The following is a 12,277-nucleotide window of genomic DNA, read 5'->3' on the forward strand; positions in this document are numbered from 1 at the left end:
GCCCGCTACAGTGCGGGACATGGAAAACACCATCACTCTTCGCCACGCAATTGTGGCATATCTCGCCGCCGTCACTGCTGCCGCAGTATGCGGCACCTTCACCTTCGCCATGCAGGTTGGTGTCCAGATCTTCATGGGTGCCGTCATGCTTTTGGGCGCTTCCTGGCTTTGCGCCTTTGTCAGCGCCCTGATTCCGTTCGTGCTGACGATCAAACTGGCCAACCGCCTCGGAACACGCAGCTGGCGCTATTTTGCCGGAACGGGTGTCGTGACGGCCCTCGCTGTCTTCGGCACCGTGCTTGGGGTCGACGCTTATGCATGCGACGACGGCCCGGTAATGCAGGCCTGGAACTACGCCCTTCACATGGCGGCAAGCGGCGCCGCCGGCGGCACCGCTTGCTGGTACGTGCTGGAACGTCAGGCGCGCTTCGACACCAGCGTCAGGATGTCGTAGCTGGCGACCAGCTCGTCGTTCTGGTTGGTCACTTGCACGTCCCACGCCACAACGCCCTGGCCGCGGCCTTTATCATCGGTGCGGTTACGGTCGACCTTGCGCTTGCAGGTCAAGCGGGCGCGGATGGTGTCGCCGATCGCCACCGGCGTGATGAAGCGCAGGTTGTCCAGGCCATAGTTGGCCAGCACAGGTCCAGGTGCCGGCGACACGAACAGGCCTGCCGCCGCCGACAGCACGAAGTAGCCGTGCGCGATGCGCTTGCCGAACTGGGTGTCCTTGGCCGCGATATCGTCGAAATGCATGTAGAAGTAGTCGCCAGAAATACCGCCGAAGTTGACGATGTCAGCCTCGCTCACGGTGCGGCGATGGGTCAGCAGGGAATCACCCATCTGCAGGTCTTCGAAACATTTGCGGAACGGATGCACGTCGCCCTCGCGCACCGCGCCACCGCGCACATACTCGCCGGTGATGGCGCTCAGCATGGTCGGTGAACCCTGCACCGCAGCGCGCTGCAGGAAATGGCGCACGGCGCGGATGCCGCCCAGCTCTTCACCGCCGCCGGCGCGGCCAGGACCACCGTGCTTCAACTGCGGCAGGGGCGAGCCGTGACCGGTGGAGTCGACCGAGGATTCACGGTCCAGCACATGCACGCGGCCATGCGAGGCGGCGGCGATCGGCACCGCGTAGGCAGCGATGGCGGGATCCTTGGTAATCAGCGAGGACACCAGCGAACCCTTGCCGCGTGCCGCCAGTTCCAGTGCTTCGTCGATGGAATCGTAAGTCATCATGGTGCTGACCGGGCCGAAGGCTTCCACATCGTGCACTGCATCGTTGCTCAGCGCATTACGGCACAGCAGCAGGGTCGGCGCGAAGAAGGCGCCGTTCTCGACACCCTCGCCCACCAGTTTCAGTGCGCCCGCGCCGCCGAACAGGATCTCATTGCCCTGCGCCAGTTGCGCCACGCGCTCGGCCACGTCGCGCTGCTGGTCTTTCGACGCCAGTGCGCCCATGCGCACGCCTTCCACCGAGGGATCGCCCACCACGACTTTCGCCAGGCGCTCGCGCAGCTTCTCCGCCACTGCGTCCGCATGCTGGCGCGGCACGATGATACGACGCACGGCGGTACATTTCTGGCCAGCCTTGGTGGTCATTTCGCGCTGCACCTCTTTCACGAACAGGTCGAACTCTGGGTCGTCCGGCGTAACGTCCGGCGCCAGGATTGCGCAGTTCAGCGAATCGGCTTCAGCGGTGAACGGCACCGAGTTGGTGATCAGGTTGCGGTTGGAGCGCAGCTTGGCGGCCGTGTCGGCGGAACCGGTGAAGGTCACCACGTCCGCGCCGCCCAGGCGGTCCAGCAGGTCGCCGGTGCTGCCGATCACGAGTTGCAGCGAGCCGTCCGGCAGGAGGCCAGAATCGTTGATCATGCGGATCAGGGCTTCAGTCAGGTACGAAGTCGCGCTGGCAGGCTTGCCGATGCACGGCATGGCAGCCAGGAAGGACGGTGCGAACTTTTCCAGCAAGCCCCAGATCGGGAAGTTGAAGGCATTGATGTGCACTGCGATGCCGCCGCGGGGAACCAGGATGTGGGTGCCGGAGAAGCCGCCGCGCTTGCCCAGCGCCATGGCCGGCCCCTCATGCAGCACGTTCGACGACGGCAGCTCGCGGCTACCCATGCTGGCGTAGGCGAACAAGGTGCCGATGCCGCCTTCCACGTCAACCCAGCTGTCCGGGCGGGTGGCGCCGGTCAGGTGCGAGATCGCATACAGTTCTTCCTTGCGCTCCATCAGGTACATCGCCAGCGCTTTCAGGCGCTGGGCACGAGTCTGGAAGTCCAGCTTCATCAGGGCCGGGATGCCGGTCTTGCGGCCGTAATGCACGGCCTCGGCGAAGTCGATCTGTTCGGCGTGGGTGTGGTAGATGACGCGGTTATCCAGGGCGCTGTGCAGCGCGGTCGCAGCTTCCTTGCCTTGCCAGCGGCCACCGATGAAGCTTTGCAGGGTGTGTACCATTGATAGTCTCCGATTACTGTTTATTGTCGAATGCTTGCTTGTGCAGGTGCATGGGCAGCGACGTGTCCCATTGCATGCGCTGGCGGCCCGGCCCAGCCTCGGTGTCGGGCTGGCACTCCACCATCGTTTGCATGGAGCGTACGGCCAGCTCCTGGTATTGGCCCGTGCCCAGGGTCTTCCACGCGATCTCGCTGTCGCTGACGTGGCGCAGGATCCTGGCCGGTGCGCCAACCACCATGCTGCGCGGCGGGATTTCCATGCCGGCTTTGACGAAGGCGGCGGCGCCGACGATGCTTTCAGCACCGACTACCGCGTTATCCATCACGACCGCGTTCATGCCCACCAGGGCATTGCGGCCGATACGGCAGCCGTGCAGCACGGCGCCATGACCGATATGGCCATCCTGCTCGACCACCGTGTCGCCGCCGGGGAAGCCGTGCATCACGCAGGTATCCTGCACATTGGCGCCCTCTTCCAGGATCAGGCGCCCGAAGTCGCCGCGCAGCGATGCCAGCGGCGCAACGTAGCAGCGCGGGCCGACGATCACGTCACCGATCAGCACCGCGGTCGGATGCACATAGGCGGTCGGGTGCACCACCGGCCGCACGCCATTGATTTCGTAGCAAGGCATGGTCAGACTCGCTCAATCACCAGCGCGATGCCCTGGCCCACGCCGATGCACATGGTGCACAAGGCATAACGGCCGCCGGTACGTTCGAGCTGGTTCAGTGCCGTTGTCACCAGGCGCGCACCCGAAGCGCCCAAAGGATGGCCGATGGCGATGGCGCCGCCGTTCGGGTTGACGCGGGCATCGTCATCCTTCAAGCCAAGATCGCGCGTCACGGCCAGGCCCTGCGCAGCAAAGGCTTCGTTCAGTTCAATCACGTCCATCTGCTCGATGGTCATGCCCAGTTGCGCCAGCAGCTTCTTGCTGGCCGGCGACGGGCCGAAGCCCATGACACGCGGCGCCAGGCCGGCAGTCGCCATGCCCAGCACCTTGGCGCGCGGCTTCAGGCCGAACTTGTCGACTGCGGCAGCGGACGCCAGTAGCAGAGCGCAGGCGCCGTCGTTGACGCCGGAAGCATTGCCGGCAGTGACCGTGCCATCGGGCTTGACTACGCCTTTCAGCTTGGCCAATGCTTCGATCGTGGTGTCCGGACGCGGGTGTTCGTCGGTGTCGACGACTTTGGGATCGCCTTTCTTCTGCGGGATGCTGACCGGCACCATCTCGCCTTTGAAGAAACCTGCCGCGTGGGCAGCGGCCCAGCGCTGCTGGCTGCGGATCGCAAAAGCGTCCTGGTCGGCACGCGCGACGGACCATTGCTCGGCCACGTTCTCCGCCGTCTCCGGCATGGAGTCGATGCCGTACTGCGCCTTCATCAGCGGGTTGACGAAACGCCAGCCGATGGTGGTGTCCTCGATCTTGGCGCTGCGCGAGAAAGCGCTATCGGCCTTGCCCATCACGAAAGGCGCACGGGTCATGCTCTCGACGCCACCGGCGATTACCAGCTGCGCTTCGCCCGACTTGATGGCACGTGCCGCGATGCCCACCGCATCCAGCGAGGAGCCGCACAGGCGGTTGATGGTGTTGCCCGGCACTTCGACCGGCAGTCCGGCCAGCAGGCCTGCCATCCGGCCCACGTTGCGGTTATCTTCACCGGCACCGTTGGCGCAGCCGTAGTAGACATCGTCCACCTGCGTCCAATCGACGGAAGGATTGCGCGCCATCAGGGCTGCGATCGGGATTGCCGCCAGGTCGTCGGCGCGCACGCCTGCCAACGCGCCGCCGTAGCGGCCGAACGGTGTGCGAACGGCGTCGCAGATGAATGCTTCGGTCATTGATTTATTCCTTAGGTCGTTTATCGATTACTCGTTTAGCCTTGCCGGTCGCGGTGCGCTCGATGCCGCCCACGCCAAGCAGCGTGACGGTCGTGCTGACGCCGACATTGGTCTTGATGCGTTGTTCCAGTTCACGCGCCGCGTCGCCGGCATCGGCGCGGGCCAGCCCGGCGCGCAGCTCCACCAGCACTTCCAGCTTGTCGAGGTGGCCGTCGCGGGTCACCACCAGCTGGTATTGCGGTTCGAGCTTTGGCAGCTTGCAGATCTGTTCTTCTATCTGGGTCGGGAACACGTTCACGCCGCGGATGATCAGCATGTCGTCCGAGCGGCCAGTGATCTTGCCGATGCGGCGCATCGATCGGGAAGTCGGTGGCAGCAGGCGCGTGAGGTCGCGTGTGCGGTAGCGCACTACCGGCATGGCTTCCTTGCTCAAGGAGGTGAACACCAGCTCGCCCTCTTCGCCGTCCGCCAGCACCTCGCCAGTCTCCGGATCGATGATCTCCGGGTAAAAATGGTCTTCCCAGATCACCGGACCATCTTTCGACTCGATGCATTCGCTGGCCACGCCTGGGCCGATCACTTCGGACAGGCCGTAGATGTCCACCGCATCGATGCCGGCGCGCTTTTCGATTTCGCCGCGCATGGCGTTGGTCCACGGCTCGGCACCGAAGATGCCGACCTCCAGCGAGGACTTGGAGCAATCCAGTCCCTGGCGCTGGAATTCCTCGACAATGTTCAGCATGTAGGACGGCGTGACCATGATGATCGAAGGCTTGAAGTCCTGGATCAACTGGACCTGCTTTTCGGTCTGCCCGCCGGACATCGGGATCACGGTGCAGCCCAGGCGTTCGGCACCATAATGCGCACCCAGGCCGCCGGTGAACAGCCCATAGCCGTAGGATATGTGCACCATATCGCCCGCGCGGCCGCCGGCGGCCCGGATGGAGCGCGCCACCACGTCGGCCCACATATCGACATCGCGCTGGGTGTAGCCAACCACAGTCGGCTTGCCGGTGGTGCCGCTGGAGGCATGCACGCGCACGACTTTCTCGCGCGGCACCGCGAACAGGCCGAAGGGATAATTGTCGCGCAGTGCTTTTTTGTCCGTGAACGGGAATTTGCCCAGGTCGGACAGCGACTTCAAGTCATTCGGATGCACGCCTTTGTCATCAAAGGCCTTGCGGTAGTGCGGCACGTTCTCGTAGGCGTGCATCAGCGACCATTTCAGTCGCTCAAGCTGGAGCGCCTGCAATTCGTCACGGCTGGCGCGCTCGATCGGCTCCAGGTCGGAAGGGGCGGGAATGCGTTGGACCACGGTGCTACCTCCATCAACTAGCTATGGGTTGGAACCACCTCTCCGGCCACGCGGTGCGACTTGCCGCGGAAGGTGGCGATCATCTTGCCCTCCTGGTTGCTGACGGCGACATCGTAGATGCCGGTCTTGCCGACCAGCGTGCGCTCAACCGCCTCCGCCGTCAGCAAGTCATCCATCCGCCCGGGGGCCAGGTAGTCGATGGTGCAGCCCGCGCCAACCGTCGTGTGGTTATGGCTGTTGCACGCGAATGCGAAAGCACTGTCCGCCAACGCAAAGATAAAGCCGCCGTGGCAGGTCTGGTGCCCGTTCAGCATATCGCTGCGCACCGGCATGGTCATGCGTGCATAACCGGGGCGGATTTCTACCAACTTCATACCCAGGGCCTGGCTGGCGGCATCGCGCGCGAACATCGCCGCGCCGGCCGCTTCGGCCACGGCCTGCGGGTGCATCTTGGGGTTATGCATGGATCTTGGCTCCGCTTTGCTCGCGGCGGCGCAGCAGCGGCGACACGCGGTAGCGGTCCTCGCCATAGCTGCCTGCCAGGTTCTCCAGCACCGTCACGATGTGTTTGACACCCACCATGTCGGCCCAGGCCAGCGGGCCGCGCGGGTAGTTGACGCCTTTTTGCATCGCCACGTCAGCCGCCTGCGCACTGCACACGCCCTGGCTGACGGCGTCGGCTGCTTCGTTGGCCAGCATGGCAACGGTGCGCATCACAGCCAGGCCGGGCGCGTCATCCAGGCGGGTTACGGTGAAGCCGGCGGCCTGGAACATGCCGATGGCCGATGCCATGGCACGCGCGCTGCATTGGTCGCTGCAAGCGATGGCTATGCGCGGCGAAGCGTTGAAGTCGAATACCAGGTCGTACACCACCATATCGTCGTGCTTGTCGTCGCGTGCGCGCTGGGTGGCGGTACGGCCATCGGTCAGGTAGATCGCGGCACCGTTGGTATGGAAGGCAGGCGCTTCGGAGGAACGGTGGCCTTCCGCGGAATTGCGCTTGGTGACGGCAACGCCGCGCGACTTCAGGCGCTCGATGATCATGGTCGCGATGGCGGTGTGGTCGCCCGGCTCGAAGCTGTAGCCGATATATTCAGGCAGCGGTTGCGGCGCTTCGGAGCGCGGTTGCGGCGCTGGCGCGCCCTCGCTGTAGTCGTAGAAGCCGCGGCCGGACTTGCGGCCCAGGAAGCCGGCGTTCACCATTTCCTGCTGCAGCACGGATGGCGTGAAGCGCGGGTCGTTGTAGTAGGCGCGGAACACGGATTCGGTGACGGAGTAGTTCACGTCGTGGCCGATCAGGTCCATCAGCTCGAAAGGCCCCATGCGGAAACCGCCGCCTTCGCGCATCACGGCGTCGATGGTCGCTGCATCGGCAGCCTGCTCGTTCAGCAGGCGCCAACCTTCGGCGTAATAAGGGCGCGCCACACGATTGACGATGAAGCCCGGCGTCGACTTGGCGTGCACCGGGTTCTTGCCCCAGGCGACGGACGTCTCGAACACGGTTTCGGCAACAGCGGCATCGGTCGCCAGGCCGCTGATCACTTCCACCAGCGCCATCAAAGGAACGGGATTGAAGAAGTGCATGCCGACCAGGCGCTGCGGCTTGCGCAACCGGGCGGCGATGGCGGTGACGGATATCGAGGAGGTATTGGTGGCCAGGATGGCGTCGTCGCCGACGATGCCTTCCAGGTCGGCGAACAGGCTGCGCTTGACGTCCAGGTTTTCGACAATGGCTTCCACCACCAGCCTGGCGTCGGCGACGTCGGCCAGGCCCGCTACGCCGTGCAGGCGGCTGCGCGCGGCATCCGCATCGGCGCCGGACATCTTGCCCTTTTCAACCAGCTTGCCGTACACCTTTCCGATATCCGCAATCGCCTTTTCGACCGCTTCTGCGCGGGTGTCGAACAGCTTGACCGTATAGCCGGAAGCCGCTGCCACCTGCGCGATGCCGGAACCCATTGCCCCGCTGCCGATAACGGCAACGACACTGCCTTTCGCCAGAGCCGCCATGCTTATTCCCCCTTGAAGTGTGGAGCGCGCTTGTTGATGAAGGCGTCCACGCCTTCGCGGTAGTCGTGGCTGTAGCCAAGTTCGCGCATCATCTCGCCTTCCAGTTTCAGTTGGTCGGCCAGGGTGTTGCCATAGCTGGCTTGCAGCGCATGCTTGGTGAAAGCCAGGCCCTTGGTCGGGGCGGTGGCGAAGTGCCTGGCCATGGCCATGGCTTCGTTCATCAATTCTTCGTCAGGAACCGCTTTCCAGATCAGGCCCCATTGCTCGGCGCGTTCGGCGGAGAGTTTTTCGCCCAGCATGGCGAGACCGGTGGCGCGCGCGTGGCCGATCAGGCGCGGCAGGTGCCAGGTGCCGCCGGTATCCGGGATCAATCCAAGCTTGCAAAATGCTTCGATGAAGCTGGCGGATTTAGCGGCCAGTACGATGTCACAGGCCAGGGCCAGGTTGGCGCCGGCACCGGCTGCGACGCCGTTGACGGCGCAGATCACCGGCATCGGCAGTTCGCGCAGCGCCAGCACCAGCGGGGCGTAGAACTTTTCGACCGATTCGCCAAGGTCCACCGCGGCGCCGCCCGGGGCGACAGCGCGGTCGCCCAGGTCCTGGCCAGCGCAGAAACCGCGGCCGGCACCGGTCAGCACCAGTACGCGCACGGATTTGTCGGCGCGCAGCTGGCCGAGCGCTTCGCGCACTTCCAGGTGCATGGCCTGGGTGAAGCTGTTCAACTTGTCGGGACGGTTCAGGGTCAGTTTTGCGACGCCTGCTTCGATTTCAAATTGGATGTTTTCGTAGCTCACTTTGTCTCCTTGTTAAACCGGGTAAACCAGTGTCAGGCCCGCAGGGTCAGACACTGATACGCGGCGGTCGCGGGCCGTTTTTATTCCGCCTGGTCGAAGTCGATGATCACTTTATCAGTGACCGGGAACGCCTGGCAGCTCAATACAAAGCCACGTGCAATCTCGTAGTCTTCCAGCGCGTAGTTGACGTCCATGTCCACTTTGCCTTCCACCATCTTGCAGCGGCAGGTAGAGCATACGCCGCCTTTGCAGGAATAGCGCATGTCCAGGCCGGCGCGCAAGCCGGCATCCAGGATCGATTCCTTGTCCTTCTCCATGGTGAAGCTGGCGGCATTGCCGTCCATGATCACCGTGACTTCGGTCAGGTGCGGCGCGGCATCGGCCTGTACGCGAGGCTTATGCTGGTGTTTTGGAATGCTGGCAGCGAACAGTTCGATCTTGATGTTCGACTTCGGCATGCCGCCTTCCTGCAGGGCGGCCGAGACGCCGAGCATCATGTCCTCCGGGCCGCAGATAAAGGCGGTGTCGTAGTCCTTGATGTCGATCCAGTGCTGCAGGAACTGTTCGGTCTTTTCCCTGGTGATGCGGCCGTTGAACAGCTCAATATCCTGCTGCTCGCGCGACATCACGTAGACGATGTTGAGGCGCTCGAGGTATGCGTCCTTCAGTTCCATCAGCTCCGTCTTGAAGATCACCGACGAGGAAGCGCGATTGCCGTAGAACAGGGTGAATCGGCTGGCCGGCTCCGTCAGCAGGGTGGTCTTGATGATGGACAGGATAGGTGTGATGCCGCTACCGGCGGCGAAGGCCAGGTAGTTCCTGCTTTGTTCCGCGTCGAGCGGCACGTTGAAGTGGCCCATTGGCGGCATCACCTCGATGGTCGCGCCAGGCTTCAGCGACTCGTTGGCCCAGGTCGAGAACATGCCGCCCGGCGTGCGCTTGATCGCCACGCGCAGCGCGCCGTCCTGCACGGCGGAGCAGATCGAGTACGAACGACGCACGTCTTCGTTGTTGATATTCGTGCGCAGGGTCAGGTGCTGCCCTTGCTGGTACTTGAAGCTCTCCTGCAGCTCGGACGGCACGGTGAACGTAACGGCGATGCAGTCGCGGGTTTCTTGCTGCACCTTGGCGACGGACAATGGATAGAATTTACTCATGGTGTCAGTGGCACTTGAAGTAGTCAAAGGGCTCGCGGCAATCGAGGCACTTGTACAGCGCCTTGCATGGCGTTGAGCCGAACTGGCTGGTGATTTCGGTGTGACTGGATCCGCAGTGCGGGCAGACGACTTTAGGTGCGGGAACAGCGCCGCGCGCAATCCCGGCCTTCAGCGCATCGAGCGGGGCAGCCACCGTGCGCGGCGCGCGCAGGCCACTGATGTCGACCACGCGCTGGGCCGGCGGCGCGATGCCATAACCTTTCAGCTTGGCCTTGCCGGAATCGCTCATCCAGTCGGTGGTCCATGCGGGCGACAGGCGGGTAATGATGTCGACCTGCTTGATGCCTGCATCGTGCAGTGCGCCCTGCACCGCATCGGCGATGACCTGCATCGCCGGGCAGCCAGAATAAGTAGGCGTGATCGTGACCGCGCACGACGATGCGCCGGTGACCTGGACATCGCGCACGATGCCAAGATCCACCACGGAGATCACAGGAATTTCCGGATCGGAGACCTGCTCCAGCAGCGACCAGACACGCGCTGTGTCCATCACCACTCCGAACCTGGGTAAGCGCGCTGCAGGAACTGCATCTCGGCCAACAGGTAGCCCAGGTGCTCGCTATGGCGACCTTGCTTACCGCCCTTCTGCATCCACGCATCAGCCGGGGGCATGACCAGCGTCGCCTCGCCAAGGATATCGGAAACGTGCGACAGCCACTGCTCGCGCAGCATGGCAGCCGATGGCGCAATGCCTTCCGCCACCATGGCTTCGTCCACCGCGTCATAGTTGAATACCTCGCCGGAGTACATCCACAGTTCATCGACCGCAGTCTGCGTGAACTGGTGCGACACGTCGGTGCCGTCGCCAAGTCGCACAATCAGGTCGCCGCTACGGCGCAGGTGGTAGGTGACCTCCTTCAGCGACTTCTCCGCGATCTCCGCAATGCGTGGATCGCTGCACTTGGTCAGCGCGCCAATCAGGAAGTAGTGCCAGGTGTCGAAGAAGAACTGGCGCACCATCGTGTGTGCATAGTTCCCGTTCGGCTGTTCCACCAGCAGCACGTTTTTGTAATCGTGCGCATCGCGCAGGTACGCCAGCTTGTCCTCGTCGCGGCCCGCGCCTTCCAGTTCGGCGGCGTAGGTGTACCACATGCGGGTCTGCCCCAACAGGTCCAGCGACACATTGGACAGCGCCATATCCTCCTCCAGCGCCGGCCCCTTGCCGCACAACTCGCACAGGCGCTGGCTCAGCACCATGGCGTTGTCGCCCAGGCGCAGCAGGTAATTGACCTTGTTATCCATGTCGGGAGCCTTACAGGTTCTTCACTTCTTCCGGCATCGGGAAGAAGGTCGGGTGGCGATATACCTTGCTGTTGGAAGGCTCGAACAGCGGCCCCTTGTCGGCAGGTGCGCTGGCGACGATATCGGCGGCGCGCACCACCCAGATGCTCACGCCTTCATTGCGACGGGTATAAACGTCGCGCGCGTTGTTGATTGCCATCGCCGCGTCCGGGGCATGCAGGCTGCCCACATGCTTGTGCGCCAGGCCGTGCTGGCTGCGAATGAAGACTTCCCACAGTGGCCATTCTTTGCTCATCTTGTCTCCTCTCAGGCTGCAGCCTGCTCCTTATTGTGTTTGTCTGCGTAGGCAACCAGCGCGTCGCGGAACCATTCGCCATCCTCGTAGGCTTTGACGCGGGTGCGCAGGCGCTCGCGGTTGCAAGGGCCGTTGCCCTTCAGTACCTGATGGAATTCTTCCCAGTCGATTTCGCCGAAATCGTAGGAGCCGCGCGCCTCGTTCCATTTCAGGTCCGGATCGGGCACGGTCAGTCCCAGGAATTCGGCTTGCGGCACGGTCTGGTCGACCATGCGCTGGCGCAGTTCATCGTTGGAGAACAGCTTGATACGCCAGGCGCTCGATTGCGCGCTGTTGACCGAAGCGGCGTCGGATGGGCCGAACATCATCAGCGAAGGCCACCACCAGCGGTTCAGGGCATCCTGCGCCATCGCCTTCTGTTCCGGCGTGCCCTTCGCCAGCGACATCATGATGTCGTAGCCCTGGCGCGCGTGGAAGGATTCCTCCTTGCAGACGCGGATCATGGCGCGCGCGTAAGGGCCATACGAGCAGCGGCACAGCGGGATCTGGTTGATGATGGCCGAGCCATCCACCAGCCAGCCGATGGCGCCCATGTCGGCCCAGTTCAGGGTCGGGTAATTGAAGATGGACGAGTATTTGGCTTTGCCGCTATGCAGCGCCGCCAGCAATTCATCGCGCGACACGCCCAGGGTTTCGGCCGCGCTGTACAGGTAGAGGCCGTGACCCGCTTCGTCCTGGATCTTGGCCAGCAGGATGGACTTGCGCTTCAAGGTCGGGGCACGGGTCACCCAGTTACCCTCAGGCAACTGGCCGACGATTTCGGAGTGGGCGTGCTGGGAGATTTGGCGGATCAGCGTCTTGCGGTAAGCCTCCGGCATCCAGTCCTTCGGCTCGATCTTGATGCCGGCGTCGATGCGCCCCTGGAACTCGCGCTCCTGCGCGTCCATCTCTTCCGCGGTCTGAACCTTCTTCAGGCCGGTTTCCACCATTTGTGCGTACATAAGGAGGGCCTCCTTGATCGGGATAGCTTCATAATACGATACAAAAACTGCTTTGCAAACGAATTTTGTGTGTCATTTAAAAAATCTGTATCTAGATCAAT

The 12,277-nt window shown here is 63.3% G+C and carries 13 protein-coding genes; 1 reads left to right on the forward strand and 12 read right to left on the reverse strand.

From position 1 onward, the window contains the following. Window positions 1-19 precede the first annotated feature (19 nt). Complete coding sequence (locus tag BM269_RS02205) at window positions 20-454, forward strand: hypothetical protein (protein WP_139232646.1); 435 nt, start codon at window positions 20-22, stop codon at window positions 452-454. Here the strand turns inward: BM269_RS02205 and paaZ are convergent. From paaZ to paaA, 12 genes are all read right to left on the reverse strand, one after another. Further along, window positions 418-2,463 carry a phenylacetic acid degradation bifunctional protein PaaZ gene (gene paaZ / locus BM269_RS02210; protein WP_090435317.1) on the reverse strand — a complete coding sequence of 682 codons (2,046 nt, stop codon included), beginning with the start codon at window positions 2,461-2,463 and terminating at the stop codon, window positions 418-420. The genes BM269_RS02205 and paaZ overlap by 37 nt on opposite strands. Before the next feature lie 13 nt (window positions 2,464-2,476). Continuing rightward, on the reverse strand, window positions 2,477-3,094 hold the full coding sequence (gene paaY / locus BM269_RS02215; RefSeq protein WP_090435320.1) for a phenylacetic acid degradation protein PaaY: 618 nt from the start codon (window positions 3,092-3,094) through the stop codon (window positions 2,477-2,479). 2 nt (window positions 3,095-3,096) lie between these two features. Beyond that, window positions 3,097-4,302: a 3-oxoadipyl-CoA thiolase gene (pcaF, locus tag BM269_RS02220; RefSeq protein ID WP_090435323.1), complete on the reverse strand. Its 1,206-nt coding sequence runs from the start codon at window positions 4,300-4,302 to the stop codon at window positions 3,097-3,099. A 4-nt stretch (window positions 4,303-4,306) separates the two neighbouring features. Beyond that, window positions 4,307-5,617, reverse strand: a complete 1,311-nt coding sequence (paaK, locus tag BM269_RS02225; protein WP_090435326.1) for a phenylacetate--CoA ligase PaaK — start codon at window positions 5,615-5,617, stop codon at window positions 4,307-4,309. Between the two features lie 17 nt (window positions 5,618-5,634). Beyond that, entirely contained in the window at window positions 5,635-6,081 is a 447-nt protein-coding gene (gene paaI, locus BM269_RS02230) for a hydroxyphenylacetyl-CoA thioesterase PaaI (RefSeq protein ID WP_229204460.1), read from the reverse strand. Beyond that, window positions 6,074-7,627, reverse strand: a complete 1,554-nt coding sequence (gene paaH / locus BM269_RS02235) for a 3-hydroxyacyl-CoA dehydrogenase PaaH (RefSeq protein WP_090435329.1) — start codon at window positions 7,625-7,627, stop codon at window positions 6,074-6,076. Before paaH ends, paaI begins: the two co-directional genes overlap by 8 nt. 2 nt (window positions 7,628-7,629) lie before the next feature. Further along, window positions 7,630-8,421 (reverse strand): 2-(1,2-epoxy-1,2-dihydrophenyl)acetyl-CoA isomerase PaaG, encoded by a 792-nt coding sequence (gene paaG, locus BM269_RS02240; protein ID WP_090435332.1) that lies wholly within the window; start codon window positions 8,419-8,421, stop codon window positions 7,630-7,632. Between the two features lie 80 nt (window positions 8,422-8,501). Further along, a complete protein-coding gene (gene paaE, locus BM269_RS02245; RefSeq protein WP_090435336.1) occupies window positions 8,502-9,578 on the reverse strand; it encodes a 1,2-phenylacetyl-CoA epoxidase subunit PaaE in 1,077 nt (358 codons plus the stop codon). Between the two features lie 4 nt (window positions 9,579-9,582). Beyond that, a complete protein-coding gene (gene paaD / locus BM269_RS02250) occupies window positions 9,583-10,128 on the reverse strand; it encodes a 1,2-phenylacetyl-CoA epoxidase subunit PaaD (protein WP_090435339.1) in 546 nt (181 codons plus the stop codon). Further along, window positions 10,128-10,880: a 1,2-phenylacetyl-CoA epoxidase subunit PaaC gene (gene paaC / locus BM269_RS02255; RefSeq protein ID WP_090435342.1), complete on the reverse strand. Its 753-nt coding sequence runs from the start codon at window positions 10,878-10,880 to the stop codon at window positions 10,128-10,130. The genes paaD and paaC overlap by 1 nt, the downstream gene beginning before the upstream one ends. 10 nt (window positions 10,881-10,890) lie before the next feature. Next, entirely contained in the window at window positions 10,891-11,175 is a 285-nt protein-coding gene (gene paaB, locus BM269_RS02260; protein WP_090435347.1) for a 1,2-phenylacetyl-CoA epoxidase subunit PaaB, read from the reverse strand. Window positions 11,176-11,186: 11 nt separating this feature from the next. After that, window positions 11,187-12,176: a 1,2-phenylacetyl-CoA epoxidase subunit PaaA gene (gene paaA / locus BM269_RS02265; RefSeq protein ID WP_090435350.1), complete on the reverse strand. Its 990-nt coding sequence runs from the start codon at window positions 12,174-12,176 to the stop codon at window positions 11,187-11,189. Window positions 12,177-12,277: the final 101 nt, after the last annotated feature.

Origin of the sequence: Duganella sp. CF458, assembly GCF_900113115.1 — a bacterium.
Taxonomy (GTDB): Bacteria; Pseudomonadota; Gammaproteobacteria; order Burkholderiales; family Burkholderiaceae_D; genus Rugamonas.